The sequence below is a fragment of the Bradyrhizobium sp. KBS0727 genome, assembly GCF_005937885.2.
In the GTDB taxonomy this organism is placed as follows: Bacteria; Pseudomonadota; Alphaproteobacteria; order Rhizobiales; family Xanthobacteraceae; genus Bradyrhizobium.
This window is the reverse complement of record NZ_CP042176.1, coordinates 7,103,146-7,124,603: the sequence shown is the minus strand read 5'-3', so window position 1 is coordinate 7,124,603 and position 21,458 is coordinate 7,103,146. Positions and strand designations below refer to the sequence as shown.

The 21,458-nt window shown below is 62.3% G+C and carries 22 protein-coding genes, 1 tRNA gene and 1 pseudogene; 13 read left to right on the top strand and 11 right to left on the bottom strand.

Annotation, left to right across the window (positions count from 1 at the left end):
- Positions 1–24 precede the first annotated feature (24 nt).
- From FFI89_RS33335 to FFI89_RS33325, 3 genes are all read left to right on the top strand, one after another.
- The gene (locus FFI89_RS33335; protein WP_138831679.1) at positions 25–294 is read left to right on the top strand and encodes an RNA-binding S4 domain-containing protein; all 270 of its coding nucleotides are present in this window, start codon (positions 25–27) and stop codon (positions 292–294) included.
- Between the two features lie 132 nt (positions 295–426).
- Complete coding sequence (fdxA, locus tag FFI89_RS33330; protein ID WP_138831678.1) at positions 427–765, top strand: ferredoxin FdxA; 339 nt, start codon at positions 427–429, stop codon at positions 763–765.
- Between the two features lie 432 nt (positions 766–1,197).
- Entirely contained in the window at positions 1,198–2,004 is an 807-nt protein-coding gene (locus tag FFI89_RS33325) for a CarD family transcriptional regulator (protein ID WP_138831677.1), read from the top strand.
- Between the two features lie 104 nt (positions 2,005–2,108).
- On the opposite strand, the gene FFI89_RS33320 is transcribed toward FFI89_RS33325, so the two are convergent.
- The 4 genes from FFI89_RS33320 to FFI89_RS33305 form a co-directional block, all read right to left on the bottom strand.
- Positions 2,109–2,825 carry a sulfite exporter TauE/SafE family protein gene (locus tag FFI89_RS33320; protein ID WP_246669332.1) on the bottom strand — a complete coding sequence of 239 codons (717 nt, stop codon included), beginning with the start codon at positions 2,823–2,825 and terminating at the stop codon, positions 2,109–2,111.
- Positions 2,826–2,935: 110 nt separating this feature from the next.
- On the bottom strand, positions 2,936–3,601 hold the full coding sequence (locus FFI89_RS33315; protein ID WP_168213128.1) for an AraC family transcriptional regulator: 666 nt from the start codon (positions 3,599–3,601) through the stop codon (positions 2,936–2,938).
- A gap of 102 nt (positions 3,602–3,703) precedes the next feature.
- Positions 3,704–5,167, bottom strand: a complete 1,464-nt coding sequence (locus FFI89_RS33310; RefSeq protein WP_138831674.1) for a M48 family metalloprotease — start codon at positions 5,165–5,167, stop codon at positions 3,704–3,706.
- A 149-nt stretch (positions 5,168–5,316) separates the two neighbouring features.
- Entirely contained in the window at positions 5,317–6,087 is a 771-nt protein-coding gene (locus FFI89_RS33305) for a thermonuclease family protein (RefSeq protein ID WP_138831673.1), read from the bottom strand.
- A gap of 80 nt (positions 6,088–6,167) precedes the next feature.
- On the opposite strand from FFI89_RS33305, the gene FFI89_RS33300 reads away from it, so the two are divergent.
- From FFI89_RS33300 to FFI89_RS33280, 4 genes are all read left to right on the top strand, one after another.
- On the top strand, positions 6,168–6,581 hold the full coding sequence (locus FFI89_RS33300) for a VOC family protein (protein ID WP_138831672.1): 414 nt from the start codon (positions 6,168–6,170) through the stop codon (positions 6,579–6,581).
- A gap of 143 nt (positions 6,582–6,724) precedes the next feature.
- On the top strand, positions 6,725–7,930 hold the full coding sequence (locus tag FFI89_RS33295; protein WP_138831671.1) for an ABC transporter substrate-binding protein: 1,206 nt from the start codon (positions 6,725–6,727) through the stop codon (positions 7,928–7,930).
- A 152-nt stretch (positions 7,931–8,082) separates the two neighbouring features.
- A complete protein-coding gene (locus FFI89_RS33285) occupies positions 8,083–8,871 on the top strand; it encodes an enoyl-CoA hydratase (protein ID WP_138831669.1) in 789 nt (262 codons plus the stop codon).
- 1 nt (position 8,872) lies between these two features.
- Complete coding sequence (locus FFI89_RS33280; RefSeq protein WP_138831668.1) at positions 8,873–9,637, top strand: hypothetical protein; 765 nt, start codon at positions 8,873–8,875, stop codon at positions 9,635–9,637.
- Positions 9,638–9,831: 194 nt separating this feature from the next.
- Here the strand turns inward: FFI89_RS33280 and FFI89_RS33275 are convergent, their stop codons facing one another.
- The 3 genes from FFI89_RS33275 to FFI89_RS33265 are packed head-to-tail and all read right to left on the bottom strand — an operon-like array spanning position 9,832 to position 12,940.
- On the bottom strand, positions 9,832–10,632 hold the full coding sequence (locus FFI89_RS33275; RefSeq protein WP_138831667.1) for an enoyl-CoA hydratase/isomerase family protein: 801 nt from the start codon (positions 10,630–10,632) through the stop codon (positions 9,832–9,834).
- Between the two features lie 43 nt (positions 10,633–10,675).
- Positions 10,676–11,836, bottom strand: coding sequence for an acyl-CoA dehydrogenase family protein (locus FFI89_RS33270; protein WP_138831666.1), 1,161 nt, complete (start codon positions 11,834–11,836; stop codon positions 10,676–10,678).
- Between the two features lie 39 nt (positions 11,837–11,875).
- A complete protein-coding gene (locus FFI89_RS33265; RefSeq protein WP_138831665.1) occupies positions 11,876–12,940 on the bottom strand; it encodes an acyl-CoA dehydrogenase family protein in 1,065 nt (354 codons plus the stop codon).
- Between the two features lie 287 nt (positions 12,941–13,227).
- Between FFI89_RS33265 and FFI89_RS33260 the strand changes: the two genes are divergently transcribed.
- Positions 13,228–14,010 carry an SDR family NAD(P)-dependent oxidoreductase gene (locus FFI89_RS33260; protein WP_138831664.1) on the top strand — a complete coding sequence of 261 codons (783 nt, stop codon included), beginning with the start codon at positions 13,228–13,230 and terminating at the stop codon, positions 14,008–14,010.
- Between the two features lie 146 nt (positions 14,011–14,156).
- Here FFI89_RS33260 and FFI89_RS33255 read toward each other — a convergent pair whose 3' ends face one another.
- Positions 14,157–14,432, bottom strand: coding sequence for a GlsB/YeaQ/YmgE family stress response membrane protein (locus FFI89_RS33255; protein WP_138831663.1), 276 nt, complete (start codon positions 14,430–14,432; stop codon positions 14,157–14,159).
- Positions 14,433–14,502: 70 nt separating this feature from the next.
- Complete coding sequence (locus FFI89_RS33250) at positions 14,503–15,078, bottom strand: YidB family protein (protein WP_138831662.1); 576 nt, start codon at positions 15,076–15,078, stop codon at positions 14,503–14,505.
- Between the two features lie 166 nt (positions 15,079–15,244).
- Here FFI89_RS33250 and FFI89_RS33245 point away from each other — a divergent pair.
- Together FFI89_RS33245 and FFI89_RS35290 are read left to right on the top strand one after the other, a co-directional pair.
- Positions 15,245–16,245, top strand: a pseudogene (locus FFI89_RS33245) (2-dehydropantoate 2-reductase).
- Positions 16,246–16,539: 294 nt separating this feature from the next.
- Positions 16,540–16,668: a hypothetical protein gene (locus FFI89_RS35290; protein ID WP_256379167.1), complete on the top strand. Its 129-nt coding sequence runs from the start codon at positions 16,540–16,542 to the stop codon at positions 16,666–16,668.
- A gap of 77 nt (positions 16,669–16,745) precedes the next feature.
- Here FFI89_RS35290 and FFI89_RS33240 read toward each other — a convergent pair whose 3' ends face one another.
- Positions 16,746–17,177: a cupin domain-containing protein gene (locus tag FFI89_RS33240; RefSeq protein ID WP_138831661.1), complete on the bottom strand. Its 432-nt coding sequence runs from the start codon at positions 17,175–17,177 to the stop codon at positions 16,746–16,748.
- Between the two features lie 574 nt (positions 17,178–17,751).
- Positions 17,752–18,363 (bottom strand): hypothetical protein, encoded by a 612-nt coding sequence (locus FFI89_RS33230; protein ID WP_138831660.1) that lies wholly within the window; start codon positions 18,361–18,363, stop codon positions 17,752–17,754.
- Between the two features lie 416 nt (positions 18,364–18,779).
- On the opposite strand from FFI89_RS33230, the gene FFI89_RS33225 reads away from it, so the two are divergent.
- The 3 genes from FFI89_RS33225 to FFI89_RS33215 all read left to right on the top strand — a co-directional run bounded on the left by FFI89_RS33225 (position 18,780) and on the right by FFI89_RS33215 (position 21,334).
- On the top strand, positions 18,780–19,292 hold the full coding sequence (locus tag FFI89_RS33225) for a hypothetical protein (RefSeq protein ID WP_138831659.1): 513 nt from the start codon (positions 18,780–18,782) through the stop codon (positions 19,290–19,292).
- A gap of 243 nt (positions 19,293–19,535) precedes the next feature.
- Positions 19,536–21,140, top strand: a complete 1,605-nt coding sequence (locus FFI89_RS33220) for a peroxidase family protein (protein WP_138831658.1) — start codon at positions 19,536–19,538, stop codon at positions 21,138–21,140.
- 117 nt (positions 21,141–21,257) lie between these two features.
- Positions 21,258–21,334 (top strand) — tRNA-Arg (locus tag FFI89_RS33215).
- Positions 21,335–21,458: the final 124 nt, after the last annotated feature.

The window sequence follows — 21,458 nt, the reverse complement described above, 5'->3', positions numbered from 1 at the left end:
CGATCGATCTGAGGGCGAGCTTATTTGGAGCGCCAGCGTCTCGATAAATGGTTGTGGCACGCGCGGGTGGTGAAGGCGCGCACCTCGGCTGCTGCGCTGGTCGAAGCCGGTCACGTCCGCATCAACGGCGTGCGCGAGAAAGCCCCGGGACATGGCGTGAAGCAAGGCGACGTCCTCACCATCGCGCTCGACAATAGCGTGCGCATCCTCAAAGTGACTGGCTTCAGCGAACGGCGTGGCGACGCCGCAGCCGCGCGCGTGCTCTACGAGGATTTGCAGAACGCCAAGCCGTAACTATCTGCAAGGGACTGGAGGGACGCCGAAAACGCCCGGTTTGAGCACGTTGCTTCCCTTGCGGCAGCGCACTTCATGCGCTACGCAAACCCCGGAAAACTGATCCCCTTCGGAGCCTGTTCGGAGTCCTGGATGACTTACGTCGTCACTGAAGCCTGCATCAAATGCAAATATACCGACTGCGTTGAAGTCTGCCCCGTCGACTGCTTCTACGAGGGCGAGAACATGCTGGTCATCCATCCCGACGAATGCATCGACTGCGGCGTCTGTGAACCCGAATGTCCCGCCGACGCCATCAAGCCGGACACCGAGCCGGGGCTGGAGAAGTGGCTCGAGGTCAACACCGAATACGCCAAGAGCTGGCCCAACATCACCCAGAAGAAGGACCAGCCGCCGGACGCGAAGGAATTCGACGGCGTGGAAGGCAAGTTCGAGAAATATTTTTCCAAGGAACCCGGCACCGGCGACTGATTCGCAGGTCCCGTGGCGAACCAAAAGACCGATTAGAATCGATTCGGACCTAATTTGGACCCGGTCTGGGCCAAATAGAGCCTGCTGATTTAACCCTGTTGACGGACTTCTGACGGAAAGGTCTCCGTAAAGGTCCGGAATGGGCGTAAATCATTGATTTTTGCGGAAAATGTGCTATATTGGGCACATTACAAGCCGAACCTGGCCATGCGTACCTGTGGCCCCGGTGGGGTTCCCGTAAAACATCGAACAGGGGCGTGGCAGTTCCGCGCGCAGGCTGTGTCACAGAAAACGCGTAAAAAGAGTGCTTCAAAGACCATCAAAAAAGCCGCAGCGGCCAGCCGCAGCGCACCGAAAGGCCGTGCCAAGGCGCCTGTAAAGGAAGCCAAGAAAGTTGCGGCCACAAAGTCCTCGAAAAACAAAAGAAGCGCAATGCCAGATAAGACTGCAAAAACTGCCGCGAAAGCGACGGGTTCGAAGGCCACTGCTTCGAAGGTCGCTCCCAAGCCTATCTCTTCCAAGACTGCTGCGCCTTCCCACGCTCCCAAGGCTGCGGCCCATAAGCCCGTGGTCGCGCCGAAGGCTGCTGTGAAGCCGGTAGCTGCCGCCCCCAAGATCGAAGAGCCGAAGAAGGTCGTGACCCAGCGTCAGGGCTTCAAGGCCAATGAATTCGTGGTCTATCCCGCTCACGGCGTCGGCCAAATCCTGGCGATCGAAGAGCAGGAAATCGCAGGCGCCCGCCTTGAGCTGTTCGTGATCAATTTCATGAAGGACAAGATGACGCTCCGCGTGCCGACCGCCAAGGTCGCCAATGTCGGCATGCGCAAGCTGTCCGAGCCGGCGCTGGTCAAGAAGGCGCTCGAAACCCTCAAGGGCCGCGCCCGCGTCAAGCGCACGATGTGGTCGCGCCGCGCGCAGGAATACGAAGCCAAGATCAATTCGGGCGACATCGTTGCGATCGCCGAAGTGGTCCGCGATCTCTACCGTTCGGAATCGCAGCCCGAGCAGTCCTACAGCGAACGCCAGCTCTATGAAGCAGCGCTCGATCGGCTGTCGCGCGAAATCGCCGTGGTCCAGCATTCGACCGAGACCGAAGCGGTCAAGGAAATCGAAAGCCAGCTCGCCAAGAGCCCGCGCCGCGGCGCCAAGACCGATGCGGCGGATGCGACCGGTGAAGCCGACGAGGCCGATGTCGAAGCCGACGGCGACGACGCTGCGGTGGCGGACGAAGCCGCCTGAAAGAATCCCAAGGATTGAATGAAAAAGCCCGGTCGAAAGACCGGGCTTTTTGTTTGGGCTCGCCTGGCTAGCGACCGAGTCGTCGTGGGGCGCCTCTGACGGATTCAAAACCAATAGCGGAAGGCGTAGATCACCGTCATCGACAAACCGGTAACGATGACCACCAGGCGCACGACGGACGGTGGTAAAACTGCAATCAACCGGCCGCCGCAAACGCCGCCGGCCAGTGCGCCAGTCAGCATCGCGAACGTTTCAGGCCAGTGCACGAGTCCCTCTATTGCGAAGATCGTCAAGGTGGTGAGGCTGACGGCGGTTGCAAGCAGGTTCTTGAGCGCGTTGATGGCGCGAAACTCTTCCCGGCCTGCGACCGTCAAAACGGCAAGCAGCATCACGCCGAGCCCCGCGCCGAAATAGCCGCCATACATTGCGGTCGGCAGCAACAGCATGTCTCTAACGGCGTCGCCGCCGTGTTGCGGCAGCGTGGCCTGGATACGAGGGCCGAACGCAAAAATGAGAGTCGCAATTCCAATCAGTGCCGGCACCAGCGCCGTGAAAAAGCGCTCCGGCGTTACCAGCAGAAGTCCGGCACCCATGGCACCGCCGGCAATCGTGACGACCGCGCTCGCGGCGAGCCGCCGATCCAGGGCGGGCAATCGCCGATGATCGGCCAGCGCCGCCATCAGATGTCCTGGCGTCACCGCCACCGCGTTCGATGCATTGGCGGCGAGCGCCGGCAGCCCGGCCGCAAGCATCGCCGGGAAGGTAATCAACGTCGCCCCGCCAGCGATGGCATTCACAATACCGCCGATGATCCCTGCCACCGACAAGAACGCTGCTGTATCAATATCCATGACGATTCCCTTGGTCGAGAATCAATCTGGAACGGACGGGAGGCCCTGTCTGGAACGAAAGTGACTTGGACGATCCAAGATCAAGTGCGAACGGCGCAACGGTAGATGCCGGGAGTCACGCCAAAGGAGCGCCTGAAATGCCGCCCCATGTGACTTTGGTCGGCAAACCCGGCATCCGCTGCCGCTTGCGCGGGAGTAACATTGGCAGCCAGCAGCTCACGCGCGCGGTTCAGCCGAAATGCAAGCCGGTAGGCATGAGGCGTCATTCCGACGCTGCGGCGAAAGCTGCGGATGAAGCCTTCCCGGCTCATTCCCCGTGTCGATGCGATATCGGCGATACGCGGTTCGTTGCTGGGGAGCGCGTTGGCGACCGACACGGAAGCGGCATCGAATGAGTCTTCGCCGGAGCGCTCCAGCGCGTCATGGATCCAGTCGATCAGCGTCGGACTATCGACTGACAGCCCGGTCTGAAGCCAGCACGGCGTTCGAACGATGATCGTGTTCCGTCGCAGGGGCAAGCCTTCGGGCGTGAGATAGAAATTGAGGTTCAAGGTACGCTCCGCTTCGAGGCCGATGGCCTGGTGCGGCAGCCCAGGCGGAATGACGAGAGCCTCGCCTGCACCGACAGTCACGACGCCGGTCGCCGTTAGAAAGCGGCGGCATCCCTTCAGCACTGCGGTGATCTGGAATTCTCGATGGAAGTGACACGACAGCGGCAGGCTGGAATTCCCGTACCAGATGGCCAATTCGGTGCCGTCGCCAATGCGACCATATTGCCAGAGGTTTGATGGGCGGATTCTGTGCTGCGAGTAAATCATCTTGCTCGGCGTCGAAGAGTAAAGACCGCGTCAATCCACCACGATCTTGACGCGGTCGCGCGTCTTCACCTGGGCATGCTGGTCCAGCCCGTTGAGAATGCGAAACCGCTCGGCGGGGCGGTCGACGCCGGACATGCGGTGGGCGAGGGACTCCACGGTGTCGCCGGGCTGCACGGTGATGACTTTTATGCGCAACGGTCGAGCTGCTTGAATCTCTTCCAGCGTCAGGCGGCGGAACGAGTTGACGGTTTCGCGCGCGTTGCGCTCGCTCTCGGTGCTCTTCTGCTTGGCGGCGAAGATGAAGCGGTAGACGTCGCTGCCGAAGCGCAGCGCGTAGACCTTGAACTGCCAGCTATCGCCGTGGGCGGTCGCCGCCGCCGCCGGGAAGCCGTTGATGGTGAGGTCCTCGGTCGACGCCTTCTCGACGCCTTCCATCCAGCCGGAATTGAGATACTCGCCGAGCGACTGTTCCGCCGGCACCCGCACCACGTCGAAGCGCATCGCTTGCGTGCCGCCCTCGCGCACGCCGATCACCGCCTGCGCGGTGTTGTCGAGCGTAAAGGTGTCGGGAGCCTGGAAGGTAAAGCCGAGTTTCGGATGCAGGAAACGACGGCCGCGCACGAAACCTTCGCTGGGGTCCTCGCCATAGACGATGTTGTCGATCGCGGCGAGGTAGGTCTCGCGGTCGCGCTCGCCGCCTTCGGGCGAGGTGTATTGCCGGGCGCTGGCCTGCGCGTTCTGCACGCGCTCGGGCGTCGCCGGATGCGAGGACAGGAAGTCCTGGGCGCGCGGATCGAGCGAGGTCTTGCCGGCCTTCAGCGCGGCATTGCGTTCCATCGAGGTCAGGAAGCGCGACGCGCCGTAGGGATCGAAATGCGCCTTTGCCGCGATGCCAACGCCGATGCCGTCGGCCTCGAATTCCTGCGCGCGCGAGAAGCTCGCCATCGTCAGTTTTGTTTTCGCCAGCGCCAGCGCGGTCAGATCGGGATCGTTGCTCATGTCGGTGACGACGCGCGTCACCACCGCCGCCTGCCGCGCCTGGTCCTCGCGGATCGAGGCGTGTTTTGCGAGTACATGCGCCATCTCGTGCGACAGCACCGAGGACAATTCCGAGGTGTCGCTGGCGAGCGCGATCAGGCCGCGCGTTACATAGAGCTGGCCGGTCGGCAGCGCGAACGCGTTCACCGCGCCGGAATTGAGGATCGTCACCTTGTAGGCCTGGTCCGGGCGATCGGACGCCGCGACCAGCCGGTCGACGGTCTTGCCGATCAATGCTTCCAGCTTCGGATCGTCATAGGCGCCGCCATAAGAAGACAGGATGCGCTCATGCTCGCGCTCGCTGGCGGGCGTCTGCGCCACGGTGCGGTTTGGCTTAACTGGCGAGATGGCCGGCGAGGGCGCCGCGGTCTCGAACCGGCCGATATTGCCGCAAGCCGAAAGCGTGAAACCGGCGCACAACAGGGCTGACGCAGCCAAAAGGCGGCGCCTCACCATTCCCCCGCGCTGTCCTGCACGCTCAGTCACGTCAGCCTACTCGGATTGTCGAGAAGATCACGGCTCGACGCGATCGAGCCACGATCTCATCCCATTGTTTGCACACGATCTTTCGCGAAAAACCGGTATCCGCTCGTTCGGATCACGCGCTACTTCCCGCCCAGCACTTCGATCTGCCCCACCCGGAGCACCTCGATCCGTGGTCCTCCCCGCGACGAGACAAAGCCGCGGACCCGAATCCTTTGATTTTCGAGGGACTTAGGCGAAAGCCCGGCCGCCTCGAACGCCGGTATCATGCGCCTTGAAATAGTCGCAGCAAAGTCTTGTGTCCAGTTCCGTCCGAAATTCAGGTAGGTCGTCGCCCCTGCCTGCCTTACGGACAAAACTTTGCCCTCGACCACCGTAAAGCGCCCAACCCCAGCCAAAATATCGCCGGGACTTTCCGCGTTTTTTATGGCCGTGGGGGCGGACCAGATTCCTATTTTGGCCTTGATGGCCGAGGCCTCGGCAGCGGCGAGGGTTCCGGCGCAATCCTTGTCGGCCACATCGGCGGCAAACATGGCTTCCCCGCGGCCCAGCAACTCGCTCTGCACCGGCGTCTCCGCCACAAACACAAAGGCGGTCTGGCGGCCGTAGCGATCCGGCGTGTCGTCCGCGCCGTGCAGCGTTACGTCGTGTCCGCCGATCACAGCCGCAAGCGCGGCCGGGCCCTTTGCCTTGTCCGTGTTGGCCAGTTCAATTCCGGCAAGGCGTATCTCGCGGCCGTCGTCGAGGCGAAAGCTGCGCGCATCGATCACGGCGGCGACCCGGCCTTCGCCCTGCGCGGTGAACAGGCATCCGGCGGCGTGCGCCTCTCCGAGAGCGAACAGCGCCAGACACGCCGCGACAGACGCTCGGCCCAGCAACGCCAACCCGGTCATGGGTACTCGCAATCCCGTCTGTTCCTGTATGGTTGCGGTCAACGTTACTGCTATCCGAAAAAGCCACGGAGGGGGAGACGATGGAGATCAACGGTGTCGCGCATATTTTCCTGACCGCCTCGAATTTCGAACGTTCGCGGGAATTCTATCGCAAGCTGCTGCCGTTTCTCGGTCTGAAACCCGTCACCGATACCGAAACGACATATTACTGCGTCGGCGGCCGCACCGCGGTCGGCATCAGCGCGCCGTCGCCCGAGCACGCGGGCGCTGCCTTCGAGCAGAAGCGCGTCGGCCTGCATCACCTGTGTTTTCGCGCCCGCGAACGCGCCGACATCGACGAGCTGCATTCCTTCCTGAATACGCTCGGCACCACCATCATTCGCGCGCCGCGCGAGGATCAATGGGCGCCGGGTTATTATTCGATCCTGTTCGAGGATCCCGATGGCATCCGGCTCGAGCTCAATCATGTGCCGGGGAAGGGATTGTTGACGTGAGGTGATCGCACTCATTCCGCTTAGCGGAAAAACACACTTCGCGTGCATCGCCCTCGCGCCTTGCCGCTGTGGGTGCCATGCGGCATGATCGCGCCGAAATTCAAAGCTGCAAGCAATGCAGCAAGTCATACAGGGAGGCCTCGATGAAACGGGTTGTCACAGGTATTTTCGCCGCCGCTTTGGCGATGTCGGCAACCTCGGCACTGGCGCAAGCCAAGCCGCCGCTCAAGCTTGGCGGCATTCTGGATATGTCGAGCCTCTATGCCGATATTACCGGGCCGGGTTCCGAGACGGCCGCGAAAATGGCGGTCGAGGATTTCGGCGGCGAGGTGCTCGGCCGCAAGATCGAGATCATCGCGGCCGATCACCAAAACAAGGCGGACCTTTCAGCCAACATCGCCCGCGATATGCTCGACAACCAGGGCGTCGAGATGCTGTTCGACGTCGCGGCGTCCGCGACGGCGCTTGCGGCCGGCGAGATCGCGAAAGCCCGCAACAAGATCGTGATCTTCAACGGGCCCGGCTCGATCCGGCTCTCCAATGAAGCCTGCGGTCCCTACACCGTGCACTACGTGTTCGATACGTTCGGGCAGGCCAATGTGACCGGGCTTGCCGCGGTCAAGCAGGGCCTGGATAGCTGGTTCTTCCTGACCGCCGACTATGCCTTCGGTCAGGATCTCGAAAAGGACACCGCCAATGTGGTGACCAAATCCGGCGGCAAGGTGCTGGGCAGCGTGCGGCATCCGCTCAATACGTCCGACTTCTCCTCCTTCCTGCTGCAGGCACAGGCTTCCAAGGCCAAGGTGATCGGGCTTGCCAATGCCGGCGGCGATACCGTCAATGCCATCAAGCAGGCGGCCGAGTTCGGACTGATGAAGGGCGGCCAGAAAGTCGCTCCCTTGCTCGTGTTCGTCACCGATATCGACAGCATCGGTCTCGAAACCGCGCAGGGGCTGCTGCTCTCGGAAGCCTTTTACTGGGATCTCAACGACGACACCCGCGCGTTTTCAAAACGCTTCATGGAGCGAATCAAGCGCGTGCCGACCTCGGCGCAGGCCGGCGTGTATTCGTCGGTGACGCACTACCTGAAGGCAGTGAAGGCGGCAGGGACCACCGACGCGGCGGCGGTCATGAAGATCATGAAGGACACCCCGGTCAACGACATGTTCGCCAAGAACGGCCGGATTCGCGAGGACGGCCGCATGGTGCACGACATGTACCTGTTCGAGGTCAAGAAGCCCTCGGAGTCCAAGGCGCGCTGGGACGACTACAAGCTGCTCGCGACCATTCCCGGCAACGAGGCGTTCCAGTCGCTGGAACTGTCGCGTTGCCCGCTGGTGAAGAAGTGACGGAGATGGCGCGAAGGCGCGAAACATAGCGATCCGTCATTCCGGGATGGTCCGAAGGACCAGACCCGGAATCTCGAGATTCCGGGTTCGGTGCTGCGCACCGCCCCGGAATGACGGAGAGATAGCTAACAACAACCAAGAAAGAACAACACATGAGCGAAATCGTTCTGCAAAACCTCGACAACGGCCTGCTCACCATCACCATGAATCGTCCCGACCGGCGCAATGCGCTCAATCCCGACATGACGATCGGGCTGGTGGCGGCGGCGCGGCGGGCGGCGGAGGATCATGAGGTGCGCGCGGTGCTGCTGAAGGGCGCCGGCGGCACCTTCTGCGTCGGCGGCGACGTCAAGTCGATGGCGGAGGGCCGGGCGCCGTTGCCGTTCGAAGCCAAGATGGTGAACTTGCGCCGCGGCATGGAAGTGTCGCGCATCCTGCACCAGATGGCGAAACCTGTGGTGGCGCAGGTCGACGGCGCCGCCGCCGGCGCCGGTCTCTCGATCGCGCTGTCCTGCGACCTGCGCATCGCCAGCGCCTCCTGCAAGATCACCACGGCGTTTGCCAAGGTCGGTCTCTCCGGCGACTACGGCGGAACGTATTTTCTCACCCATCTGCTCGGCAGCGCGAAGGCACGCGAGCTCTATCTGTTGTCGCCGGTGCTGACGGCGCAGGAGGCGCTCGCGCTCGGCCTGGTGACCAAGGTCGTGCCGGATGCCGAAGTGGAAGCGGCAGCACATGAGCTGGCAATGTCGCTGGCGCAGGGGCCGTCGGTGACGCTCGGCTACATCAAGCGCAACATCAACAATGCCGAGACCATGTCGCTGGAAGAATGCTTCGACGGCGAGGCGATCCATCATTCGCGCTCCGGCGAGACCGCCGACCACAAGGAAGCGGCCAAGGCGTTCGTCGAGAAGCGCAAGCCCGCCTTCCAGGGTCACTGACATGGCTTCCTATTTGAGGCTACGTCAGATCTGCCTGGTGGCGCCGCATCTGGAGCCCGTGGTCTCGGATATCGTCGGGATCATGGGGCTCAAGGTCTGCTACCGCGACGGCAACGTCGCCAAATACGGTCTGGAGAACGCTCTTCTCCCGGTCGACACCATTTTGCTGGAAGTGGTGGCGCCGACGCAAGGAGGCACCGCGGCGGGGCGTTTCCTCGACAAGACCGGCGGCCGCGGCGGCTATATGGCGATTTTCTGCTGCGACGATCCCGATGCGCGCGGCAAGCACGCCAACGGCATCGGCGTGCGCACCGCGAACGTGATCACGCATGCGCCCTACCACGGCGTGCAGCTGCACCCGCGTGACTGCCGCGCCGCCTTCATCGAGTTCAACCACACCGATGGCAGCGACGATATTCTCGGCGTCTATCCGCCGGCGGGTCCGGACTGGCAGAAGTCGATCACGAAGGACGTCACGCAGGCGCTGACTGGCGTCGAGATGCAGAGCCCGGACCCGCTGGGGCTCGCCGAGCACTGGGGCAAGATCACCGGCGTTGCTGTCAGCAAAGGCGCCGGCGGCGAACCCGAGCTGAAACTGCCCAATGCCAGCTTCCGCTTCGTCAAGGGCGCCAGCGATTTGATGAGCGGGCTGACATTCAAGGTCGGCGATATTGCAAAGGTGCGCGATGCCGCCAAGGCGAAGGGTTGCAAGGTATCGGGCGACGGTTTTGATTTGTGTGGCGTAAGGTTTGGCCTGGTGGCGTGATCGCTTACGTTTCCATCGTCTAGCACCGCTGCGCTCCCTCTCCCGCTTGCGGGGGAGGGTTGGGGTGGGGGTGCCAGCCACGAAGAGAATGCCGAGTGGAGAGAATTCCCCCACCCGCCGCGCTCTTGCGAGCGCGTCGACCTAAGAGCGAGCTTCGCTCGTCTCGACCCCGCAAGCGGGAGAGGTAAGTAAACTCACCGCCCCTTGAAATTCGCGACGCGGCGTTCGGCGGTGGCTTTGACGCCTTCCTTGAAGTCTTCGGTGGAGCGCAGCTTGTTCTGCTCGACCAGTTCATGGTTGGTCGCGGCGAGCACGCGGTCGGCGAGGCCGGCGCGCATGGTGGCGCGGGTCGAGATCAGGCCGAGTGGCGAACATTCGGCGATTTCAGCGGCGAGCTTCATCGCCTCGGCGCGCACCTGGTCCTGCGGCACGCAGAGATTGGCGAGGCCCATGCGGGTGGCTTCCTCGCCGGTGACGCGGCGGGAGGTGTAGAAAATCAGTTCCGCATTGTTCTTGCCGACCAGTTCGGGAAGCGTCGCGGTGAGACCGAAGCCTGGATGGAAGCCGAGCTTGGTGAAGTTGGCGGCAAAGCGCGCTTCGGGGCAGGTGACGCGGAAATCTGCCGACACCGCGAGGCCGAGACCGCCGCCGATGGCGGCGCCATGCACGGCCGCGACGACCGGCTTCTTGTTGCGGAAGATGCGCACGGCCTGGACGTAGAGATGGTTGATCGGCAGGTTGGCGGCCGGATCCTTTTTCGATTCCTGCTCCTGCTCCTGACGCTTCGGGTCGGAGAAGTCGGCGCCGGCGCAGAACGCCTTGCCCTGCGCGGCCAGCACCGTGGCGCGGATTTCGACGTCCTTGTCGAATTCTTCCAGCGCGTCGGCGATCTGGTTGATCAGCGCGACGTCGAAGAAGTTCAGCGGCGGCTTGCGGATTTCGATCAGGCCGACATGACCGTGCTTCTCGACGCCGATATCAGTGTACTTGCTCATGAGGTTTCCTCGTTTGAATTGATTGAAGGCGAAGCTTGCGATGTCAGCGCAGGCCAAGCCCGCGGGCGATGATGCCGCGCAATACTTCGGTGGTGCCGCCCTGGATCGTCAGCTTCGGCGCGGTCTTGATCGCGAACGACAATTGATCTTCCAGCGTCTCGCGGTTGGTGGCGGTTTCCTCGACGAACGCCGCCAGATCACGCACGCGATGCGGCAGCGCCTGCTCCCACACCGTGCCGATGTCCTTGACGATCGAGGCCTCGACCACCGGCTCCTTGCCGGCCTGCAGCATGCCCGCCACCGACACCGACATCCGGCGCATGGTGTGCAACTGCGCGACCAGGCGGCCGATGCCTTCGGCGCTGCGGGTATCCGGATTCTTGCCGACCGCGCGAACCAGTTCGGTCAGCACGTAGTAGGTTTCCAGAAAACGCTCCGGTCCCGAACGCTCATAGGCGAGTTCGCTGGTCGCCTGCTTCCAGGCGCCGTCGACTTCACCGAGGACGTGATCGTCGGGCACGAAATGGTCGGTGAAGACGACTTCGTTGAATTCGTACTGCCCGGTGATCTGGCCGATCGGGTTCACCTGGATGCCCGGCTGCTTCATCTTGACCAAAAACTGGGTCAGGCCGTGGCGGCGGTTTTCCTTGGTCGGCGGCGAGGTGCGGAAGATCGCGATCATGTAGTCGGCGATATGAGCCGAGGAGGTCCAGATCTTGGTGCCGTTGATCAGGTAGCCGCCATCGGTCTTGGTGGCACGGGTTTTTGCCGCGAACAGGTCCGAGCCGGAATTCGGCTCGCTCATGCCGATCGCAAAGCAGACTTCGCCGCGGCAGATGCGCGGCAGGATGTCCATCTTGATGCTCTCGGGCGCGTATTTCAAAAGCACCGGACCGCTCTGGCGGTCGGCGACGAAGAAGCGCCGCGTCGGCGCGTTGGCGACGCGCATTTCCTCGGTGACGACGTAACGCTCGAGGAACGAACGTTCATGGCCGCCATATTTCTTCGGCCAGGTCATGCCGAGCCAGCCCTTGGCGCCGACCTTGCGCGAGAACTCCGGCACGTCGGTGTCTTCGCGGTTCGGCTTGTGCGGATCGAAGGTGCCGGCGGCGATTTCCTCGGCGAGGAACGCGCGCACTTCCTTGCGCAACTGTTCGCATTCGGGCGGCAAGCGGATCGGATCGAAACGGAGGGCTGCGGTCATTGAATGATCTCGACTTCTAGGCAGGCAAACGGTTGTGAATCAGCGTGAGGCGACCAGCGGCCACAATTCGTCGGCGCCGCGGTTGGCCACAAGCTTGCCGAGCTCGACCGCCCAGTAGCTCTCGGAGCCGAAATCGTCGCGCCACGCCAGCGCGCGCAGCGAATAACGATGCAGGATGTGCTCGTTGGTGAAACCGATCGCGCCATGCACCTGATGGGCGATGCCGCCGCCCTTTTCGGCCGCTTCCGAACAGCGGATTTTTGCCGCCGCCGCTTCGAGGAACACCTCGTCGTTGAAAGCGGTCGCGTTGGCGATGGCGTCCGCGGCCGACGTCGCCGCCGCCAATGCCGCCGCCGACTCGCCGGCCAGCCGGGCCAGGTTGTGCTGCACCGCCTGGAATTTCGAGATCTTCTTCTCGAAGGCGACGCGCTCGTTGGAATAGCGCACCGAAATTTCCAGCATCGATTCCAGCGCGCCCGCGATCTGCAGGGACCGCGCGACGCCGCCCATCAGCATCAACTGGGTCTGGTCAAATCCCTTCGGTGCGGGCTTGATCGCGACCGGCTGGACCTTGTCGAGCGTCACGGTATCGGAGTTGTCGCCGCCGAGACCGATGCCGGCCTCGATCCGGCACTTGCCGGCATCGACCAGCGCGATCTGAAGGCCCCCGTTACCGCTGGCCAGCACCGCGATGTGCTTTGCGGCTTTCGCGAACGGCACGCCGCGGGCTCTGCCCGACAGGGTGCCATCGCTGTTGATGGTGATGCGGTCCTTCGGACTTGCGGGCACGACCGTCATTTCGCCGTCGGGCGAGGAGATCTTGGCCTGCGCCAGCAGCCAGCCCGCCAGCATGGTTTCGGCGAGCGGCACGGCGACCGCGAAACGTCCGGCAGCGCTCAAGACGCCAAAACCTTCGGCGAGGCTCGCGCCCGAGCCGCCGCAATCTTCCGGCACCCAGGCCAGCGGCAGACCGGCTTCAGTCAGGGCCTTCCAGAGCGGGGCTTTCCAGTCGCCTTTCTTGTCGCGATTGATGGTTTGGGCATCGGCCAGATCGGCGAAAATCTTTTCCGCGGTCTCGGCAACAATGTTCTCACTCTCCGCCACAGCGTTCCTCATTTTGATTGGCACAGTTCGGGCCGGCTTTTCGCCGGGTCCCGGTCGATGTCTCGGTGCGGTCTTTTCTTGCGCTTTTTGATGGGCAAAAGCCATAGCCCTGACAAGCGCTCTCCGCAGAGCCACCTGCGGGGGCGGCATGCAGTTTATCAGGCAAAGAATAAATTCCGCTGAGCGGAACTTCTTGGATTTGCAGGTGCTTTGCCGCGCGATATGGTAGGTCCAGACCCCACCAACGGGCCGTTCAAAGCAGCTCAAAACAACAAGAGGAAATGCGGATGTCGAAGGATGGTTTGTACGCGATCGTAACGGGTTCTGCTTCTGGCCTCGGGGCAGCGACCGCGGCCATTCTGGCAAAGGGCGGCGCGCGCATCGTCGTCAATTATTCCAACAGCAAGACCGAGGCCGAAGCGACCGCCGATCTCTGCCGCAAGGCCGGTGCCGAAGTCATCGTGGTGCAGGGCGACGTCTCGCGCGATGAAGATTGCAAGAAGATCGCGGCGGCCGCGGCGGGGTGGGGCCGTCTCGACGTGCTGATCAACAATGCCGGCACCACCAAGCATGTGCCGCATGACAACATGGACGGCCTGACGGCAGAAGATTTCCAGCGCATCTATGCCGTCAACACCATCGGCCCGTTCCAGATGATCCGCGCCGCGCGTGCCCAGCTCGAGGCCGGTGCGAAAGCATCCGGGCGACCGTCCGCGGTGGTCAACGTGTCGTCGGTCGCCGGCATCTCGGGCGGTGGTTCGTCGGTTGCCTATGCCGCCAGCAAGGGCGCGCTCAACACCATCACCCAGTCGCTGGCGCGCGCGCTGGCGCCCTTGATCCGCGTCAACACGGTGTGCCCCGGCTATATCGATACGCCCTGGTTCACCAAGGGCCGCGGCGAGGCCGGTGCCAAGGCAGTGCGCGACGCCGTGGTGGCGAAGGTGCCGCTGAAGGTGGCGTCAACGGCAGAAGACATCGCGCAACTGGTGTGCTTCCTCGCGTCGCCGGCGTCGAGCAACATGACCGGTGAATTCGTGCGCATGGATGCGGGAATGCATCTGGTGCTGTAGACACTCCGTCATTCCGGGGCGATGCGTAGCATCGAACTACGATGTGCAATTGCACATCTGAGAAGCTCGAGATTCCCCAGGGTGCAATTGCACCCCTGAGGTCTGGTGCTAACGCACCATCCCGGAATGACGAACTCTAATCGCCGTCACCTGTTCATATCGGGAATCACGCCGCGGGCCACCAGCCGGTTCCAGATGAAGAGCACCAGCAGCGCGCCGATGGTGGCGGTGATGAAGCCGGCGCCCTGGTCGGGGCCGTAATGGCCGATCGCCTGGCCGATGAAGGTCGCGAGGAACGCGCCGGCGATGCCGAGCACGGTGGTCAGGATGAACCCGCTCGGATTGTTCGGACCCGGTGAAAGCAACCGGGCAATGATCCCTGCGATGAAGCCGACGATGATGATCCAGAGAATGCCGCTCATGTCTGTCGTCCTTTGTAAGGTGCTGAAGGGTGATGCGGCGCGGCGTGGTCAGCGCCGCGCACTCGCAGCGTCAAATCCGGCCTGATACTTCGCTGTCGTTCGGCAGCCGTCCGTCCGGTGTCAGGTGGTTGATCGCATCGGGCAGATACTGGCTGAGACCCTTGAGCAGTTCGTCGCGCGACATGCCGCTCTGCGCGGAAAGCGAGTCGATCTGGTCGGCGCCGAGCGCGTTGGCGAGATCGCCGGGCGAGATCTGCTTGTTGGGGCCGTTGCTCACCCAGGAGCTCGCGGTGTCGCCATGGCCCTTCTGCTGAAACTGGTTCAGGAGGTCGCCGAGGCCGCCGCTGATCACGCTGCCGGCTGCGCCACCCGCGAGCAGGCCGCCCAGTCCGCCCTTGAGGACATCGCTGAGGCCGCCGCCGCCGGGCAGGCTGGCGGTCACGTTGCCCGGCAATTTGGCCGGAGGAGCCTGCGTCGGCGCCGCACCAGGCTGGCTGCCGCCGAAATGTTTGACGGCTTTCCAGGCCAGCAGCGCCAGGATAGCCATCGTCATCGGCGACATACCGCTTTTGTCGGATGGGTCGCTTGGAGCGCTGGGCCCACGCGGGCCGTTCTGCATGCCGTTCAGTACGTCGAGTAAACCCATAGTCGTCTCCTCAAGCCTTACAGCCCCCGCATGCGAAACATAACGGTGGCCCATGACGGTTACAAGGCGCGGCTGGAAAGCACCCGGCCCGTTCAATAGGCACCGGCCGGCCGTTCTGCTATCGAAGCTCCAATTTAGAACCTGGCGCAACGGGGATGAATGGCGAATGAATTCGGGCCGTACCATCGGTGTCGCAGGGGCCGGCAGCATCGGCTGCTTCGTCGGTGGCATGCTGGCGGCCGCTAACCGCCGTGTCGCGCTGCTGGCGCGACCGCGCGTAATCGGAGAGATCGAGGCCAACGGCTGACGAGCTTTGAAGGCTCCGATCAGACCATCGCCGCCAGCCGGTTCGCGCTATCGGAAAATCCTTCCATTTTTAACGACTGCGGCGTGGTGCTGGTCACGGTCAAGAGCGCCGATACCGCCGAGATGGCCGATGTCATCGCGCGAAACGCGCCACCCGACGTCGTCATTGTCAGCCTGCAGAACGGCATCGGTAATGCCGCCGTGTTGCGCAACCGCTTGCCGGGCCGGCGCGTGCTCCGCGGCATGGTGCCGTTCAACGTGGTTGCGGCCGGCGAGGGGCGGTTTCATCGCGCCACGTCGGGCGATATCGTCGTCGAGCAGGATGACGCGCGCACCGCGGACAAACTGTCGGTGCCCGGCCTGAAAATGCGTCCGACCGACAACATCGACGGCGTGCAATGGGGCAAGCTGCTGGTCAATCTCAACAACGCGCTCAACGCGCTGGCTGACCTGCCGCTGCGCCGGCAGCTCGCGCAGCGGCCCTGGCGCCGGCTGTTTGCCGATCAGATGGCGGAAGGCCTGATGGCGATCCGCGCCGAGGGTATCCACCCGGTATCGCCGACGCCGATCCCGGCGCCCTGGATGCCGCCACTGCTGCGTCTGCCGGATGCGATCTTCGAAGCCTTGCTGGGGCGAACGATGAAGATCGATCCCGAGGCGCGCTCGTCGATGTGGGAAGATCTGCAGCGCGGCCGCCGCACCGAGATCGATTATCTGCAGGGCGTCATCACCGAAATTGCCGATCGGCGCGGTCTCGACGTGCCGGTCTCGCGCCGGGTCGTGGAACTGATCCGGCGCGCGGAGCTTGCGGCCAAGGGGTCACCCGGTTTGACGCCCGAGCAGATACGGGCGACGGATTGATACAAGCACGCCTTGAAATGGCGCCGATCAGGCGCGAAGGTCACCAACGTTCGATGGGAGAAGTGGTATGACACGGACGAGCCTTGTGCCTCTGGCGGCTGTTGCCCTTGCCGGGTGGGTCTCTCTGGTCCCGGCCCATGCCGCGCCGCCGACGGTAACGCCGTCGCCGGGCTATGACGCGCGTTTACAAGAACAACGGGCGGCGACATCAACGGTCCAGCCGCCGGTCGCGCCGGGCGTCACACCGGCTAAGCCGCATCGCGGCAAGAAAACGCCTGCGCATTGATGATTTCAATGCCGGCGCGATCCGCGGTGGGGCCGTTTTTTCTCGCGCTCTGCCTCAACCTTGCCTTGCCGGCTGCGGCGAACGCCGCCGACTATGCCGGCGCGGTCAGCGCCTATCGCAAGGCGCATGGGCTGTAAGTGCCAGACCCGGAAGTGACACGCGTCATTCGATCACGCGGTCAAGTGCCACTTTCGTGCCTTCGCAATTCGATTTGCTACTTTGTCGCCGGCACCGGTATGGTCGATCCGCCCTGCAACGATGCCGGCAAGATTTCAAAACTCAGGAACTTGACTTGTCCGTTGGTGCTATTGTTGGCGGTATGGCTCATATCACCTGACTCAAAAAAGCAATCGCCGGTTTTGTAGATTTTAGTTCCTTCAGAACCCACGTAATTGAGTTCGCCGACCGTGATGCAGCGAATTCCCGGCCCTGCATGATGATGCGCACCGACAAATCCGCCTGGTTCGAAGGTCGCCTCACTGACTCGCAACTGGAATTTTCCATTCAGTTCGTCAAGGTGACCAGTGATGACTTGAGAAAGCTTGATCTTTGCGCTCTGGCCGCTGATCTCCACCTTTTGCTGGGCATTGGCGGGACTTGTAGCAACCAGCAATATTGCGATTCCCAGTCTGACATATGACTCCATTGGATGCTCCCAGTGGTTTCACAATGATCTGGTCGGCAATTCTGTAGCTCGAAATCTACCACTTCCAGCCTCGGAGGCTAACCGGAATCGCGCGGCCATCGGATGGACAAGTTCGAATAGATTGATCGGCCCCAGCATCCGGTGTGGGTCAAAGGCGTCCTCACGACCCCGAAATAGGACGTCTGCCATACCCCAATAACGGACATACGGCGACGACTGCCCCAGGTCCTATTCGTGACCAAAAGCTGATGTCGCCGCTTCATTCGATCACCTCATCGGCGCGCGCAATCAATTGCGAAATGCCGGTTGTCCGGATTTTGCCGGTTGAAGGCATCGGCGTCGCCTTTGTCTGCGATCCGAAATCGTCGTACCGGAAATTCTGGGCGATGGGGCTGACGGATTGGCGTCGTTGTTCTCTGCTGTCATTCCGGGATGCGCGCAGCGCAGACCCGGAATCCAGAAGTTGTCGGCGTCGTTCCGGGGCGCGAAGCGAATCCGGAATCTCGAGATTCTCAGATGTGCAATTGCACATCGTAGTTCGATGCTGCGCATCGCCCCGGAATGACAAAGCGTGTCAGGACTTCTTCTGCTTGTTCGGCGTCGAGCTGAACAGCTTCTTCAGGTCGTTGATGCTCTCCGAAAGCCGCGGCCAATCGCAGGAGAACGAACTCCTGGCGCAGTTGGCCGCCTTGATGCGCGCAGCTTGTTTGACCGGGCTCGCCACTGGCACCGGTACCTTTGTGGATTCCGTGCGCGAGGGTTCCTGTTCGGTCCGCAGCGAGACCTGCTGCACTTGCTGCTGTTGCTGCTTGGCCATCAGCGCCGCGGCGATGCTGTTGCGCCGCTCCCGCTCGAGATAGATGGTATACTGCTCGTCGATCTTCTTCTGCTCTTCCGGCGTCGGATTGGGACCGGCGATATCGAAGGTCCGGTCCTGCATGAAATCGTAATAGGTGTAGCCGCCACCCGGCTTGCGGCGGCCGGCGAATTTGGCGTTGCACTCGGCGAGCGCCGCCGTCCTGTCTTCCTTGGTCTTGGCTTTCTCGGCCACGTCGGCGCAGGCCTCGAAATCGGCCGGCGCGCTTCGCCACCACTGCGCGTGGGCGCGCACCGGAGTCAGCACGACAAAGGTTCCAATGGCGGCAACAAACAGCGCCGATGGTCGTGAGGCGATCACGGACGATATTCTCCAAGTCGAATTAAGTAAGTCGAATCAAGTCGAGTTTTCGCGGGAACTTGCAGAGGAACTTGAGTGAGTCGATTGTCATCATTTTGACAGGGCTTGTCACCCCGAAACCATTTTGTTTTCCCGCAGGGATGTTTCGCGGATATGACCGCCGGAACAACAATGTGGCCACGTCAAAAATTGCTGAGTAAATTCAACGATGAAAGATGCGGCTTACGTACGTTGTCGCGGCAGACGCCCGATGGTGCCGATCTGGGCGGACGAAAGCAGCGCAGCCACATTGTGGCAACAATCAGTCAATCCGGTTCGCACCGACGCGCGCTTGGCGACGGCCCGCCAGTCCTGCTAAAGCGCCACCGTTCGCCAGCAGGTCGGCGGCATCTGATTTCGATGGCAGTTTCAGTGGGAATGGTTCGATGCGGCGGCTTCTGTTTGCGATCGGCTTGGCGGGATTCCTGACCGTTTTTCTGGCGGGCCTGGCGCAGGCCGGCGTCTTCAAAATTCCCGAAGAAGGTGCAACCGCGATCTCGATCGAGGTGCCGGATTCCTGGAATCCCAACCTGTCCGATGACACCATCGACACGGCGTCGCCCGATCGCGCGATCTTCTTCTGGCTCACCGTCGAAAAGGAGGCCGACGTCGCCGCGGTCAAGGCCGAGGCGCTGAAGGCGCTCACCCGCAACGGGTTGAAGATCGATCAGGCCGGCGTCAGGGAAAGCACCAACACCTTTGCAGGCATCGACTCGACGGAATCGGTATATTCGGCGATCGCCGATAACGGCGAGCCCAGAACCGTCAAGATCAGGGCCGTCGCCATCGGCAACAACCGCTTCATCCAGCTTGCGCAATGGGGCCCGCCGGCCGCCTTCGACAAGCACGCCGCCGCGCTGACCAGGATTTTTGCCTCGGTGAAGCTGGCGGGGAAATAGCGCGCGGGCACGATGCGCGTCGATTGATCAAGGCCGTCGAGATGGTTGGCGCATAGCGGATGCTGTGCAGCCGCGCGCCATTTGCGGGACGGTGCCGCAACGACGGCTGTCCGGATGCGAAAATCCCTCCCAGATTGTGAAATAAATCACCTTCAACCACAGGAGTTGGTGCAACACTCAAGTGTCGGCGGATCGCTTTCTTGTCTTTTGGTGAAACAGGATATCAAGTGAGAGGTAGCGGACATGTCGGCCATGATCGATGTTCAGTTGCAAGGCGGCCACGGCGGCCAAGGCTCTCAAGAGAGTAACTTTTCCAGGTTGCTGAAGAAAGACACGGACTACAAGCCGCTCAAGCTATCCGACCCCGATACGGTGATCGGCATTATTGCCGACGCGATCGATCAGGGGCTCGATGATGCCAGCGATACCCCGGACGATGAGGAAAACCCCTATGTCCCAGCCGGCTATACTTACTTCGGTCAATTCGTCGACCACGACCTGACCTTCGATACCCGGTCCACGCTCGAAACGATAACGCCCGGACTTTCGAGTTTCCCTGACGACGAGCGCACGCCGCGCCTCGACATGGACTGCCTCTATGGCCTCAGTCCCACCTCGGCGCCTTACATGTACGACGAGGACGGGCGTCTTGCCACCAATCAGGACAAGCCGTTCGATTTGCCTCGCTCGGCCATGCGCTTCAAGCCCGATGATCCGCTAAGCCACAGGGCCATCATCGGCGACCCGCGCAACGATGAGAATTCCATCGTCTGCCAGCTTCAACTGGCGTTTCTTCAATTTCACAACGCGATGATCGCGCATTTCAAACAGCAGGGCTTGTCGGGAAATGCGCTGTTCCGCGCCGCGCAGCGCGAGGTGCGCTTCACCTACCAGAAGATCGTCGTCACGGATTTCCTCAAACGGGTGGTCCACAAGTCGGTTTACGATCCGTTTGTGCAGGCCCATAAGACGAACCGCGACACCGCATACAAGCTCTACAAGAAGGGCGTCATGCGCAACGCCCTGCCAATGGAATTTACCGGCGCGGCCTACCGCTTCGGACATTCGGGAATCCGCAATGCCTATCGGCTGAACCAGGGTTTTCAACAAAAGATATTCAACGGTTCGGACGATTCCGCCGAAAGTCTCGTCGGCTTCGGCGACTTGCCGGAAGACCACAGGATCGACTGGTCGCTATTCGTTACCGATCAGCTGGCGCCTGGGACCAAGGGCAGCAATCCGTCGCAGGTCGGCGGGCAGGACGTTCCGGCGGACAAGCACCGCCTGCAATATGCCTACAAGATCGACACTAGCCTGGTGGATCCGCTGGCGATGCTGCCGCCGCGTATCGCTGGATCGGCGCCGGCCCCGTTCCGCTCGCTGGCCGCCCGCAACCTCAAGCGCGGCTATAATTTCAACCTGCCGTCCGGACAGGACATCGCCGGGGTGCTCGGCGTCGCCAAGCATCCGCCGCTGAAGTTCGGCGAGGGGCTGCTCGCGTTCAAGGACATGCCGGGGATGCCGGCTGCCGATGCGAAGGCCCTCGAAGCCCACACGCCGCTGTGGCTGTATTTGCTGGCTGAAGGGCAGGCCAACCTCGCCAAGGCGGACGGCAGTTACGCGACCAAGGTGAAAGACGGCAAGACGGTGATCGACAAGGATTCGGATGCAGGAACCCAGTTGGGGCCGGTTGGAGGACGGATCGTGCTCGAGGTGCTGTTTGCGATTCTCGATGATGATCCCGAATCCGGTTTCAACGTCGCCCCGGGGACGTGGACGTCCGTTGTCAAACCCGGTGCCGATACCATTACCCTATGGGATATGCTGCGGTTCGTCGGGCTGGTCTGACGATACGGCCAGATAATGCGGGCAAATACCGGGGAGGCGGACCTGACGTCAGAGGCTGGCGATCAGGCCGCCGCTCTGGTATGGAATTCGCGATACCCGTGCTTTGGCCGGGTTCGCGGTCCCGTAGCTCAGCCGGATAGAGCGACGGTTTCCTAAACCGTAGGTCGGATGTTCGAGTCATCCCGGGATCGCCAACGTCCTACCTCGAAACGCTCCATAAATGGGGCCTTTGCCAGCCACGTTTCAAGAGCAACGGGATGATCTAACTGCGCGCGCCGCAGTTTAAGGAAACTCCAAAAACGGGCACGTACGGAGGCG

Coding starts and splice junctions, on each gene's coding strand:
- FFI89_RS33225 (WP_138831659.1), top strand. CDS start 18,780: ATGCGGCGGCTTCTGTTTGCGATCGGCTTGGCGGGATTCCTGACCGTT.
- FFI89_RS35290 (WP_256379167.1), top strand. CDS start 16,540: ATGCCGGCGCGATCCGCGGTGGGGCCGTTTTTTCTCGCGCTCTGCCTC.
- FFI89_RS33260 (WP_138831664.1), top strand. CDS start 13,228: ATGTCGAAGGATGGTTTGTACGCGATCGTAACGGGTTCTGCTTCTGGC.
- FFI89_RS33275 (WP_138831667.1), bottom strand. CDS start 10,632: ATGAGCAAGTACACTGATATCGGCGTCGAGAAGCACGGTCATGTCGGC.
- FFI89_RS33300 (WP_138831672.1), top strand. CDS start 6,168: ATGGAGATCAACGGTGTCGCGCATATTTTCCTGACCGCCTCGAATTTC.
- FFI89_RS33280 (WP_138831668.1), top strand. CDS start 8,873: ATGGCTTCCTATTTGAGGCTACGTCAGATCTGCCTGGTGGCGCCGCAT.
- FFI89_RS33295 (WP_138831671.1), top strand. CDS start 6,725: ATGAAACGGGTTGTCACAGGTATTTTCGCCGCCGCTTTGGCGATGTCG.
- FFI89_RS33220 (WP_138831658.1), top strand. CDS start 19,536: ATGTCGGCCATGATCGATGTTCAGTTGCAAGGCGGCCACGGCGGCCAA.
- FFI89_RS33270 (WP_138831666.1), bottom strand. CDS start 11,836: ATGACCGCAGCCCTCCGTTTCGATCCGATCCGCTTGCCGCCCGAATGC.
- fdxA (WP_138831678.1), top strand. CDS start 427: ATGACTTACGTCGTCACTGAAGCCTGCATCAAATGCAAATATACCGAC.
- FFI89_RS33310 (WP_138831674.1), bottom strand. CDS start 5,167: ATGGTGAGGCGCCGCCTTTTGGCTGCGTCAGCCCTGTTGTGCGCCGGT.
- FFI89_RS33325 (WP_138831677.1), top strand. CDS start 1,198: ATGCCAGATAAGACTGCAAAAACTGCCGCGAAAGCGACGGGTTCGAAG.
- FFI89_RS33255 (WP_138831663.1), bottom strand. CDS start 14,432: ATGAGCGGCATTCTCTGGATCATCATCGTCGGCTTCATCGCAGGGATC.
- FFI89_RS33285 (WP_138831669.1), top strand. CDS start 8,083: ATGAGCGAAATCGTTCTGCAAAACCTCGACAACGGCCTGCTCACCATC.
- FFI89_RS33305 (WP_138831673.1), bottom strand. CDS start 6,087: ATGACCGGGTTGGCGTTGCTGGGCCGAGCGTCTGTCGCGGCGTGTCTG.
- FFI89_RS33240 (WP_138831661.1), bottom strand. CDS start 17,177: ATGGAGTCATATGTCAGACTGGGAATCGCAATATTGCTGGTTGCTACA.
- FFI89_RS33250 (WP_138831662.1), bottom strand. CDS start 15,078: ATGGGTTTACTCGACGTACTGAACGGCATGCAGAACGGCCCGCGTGGG.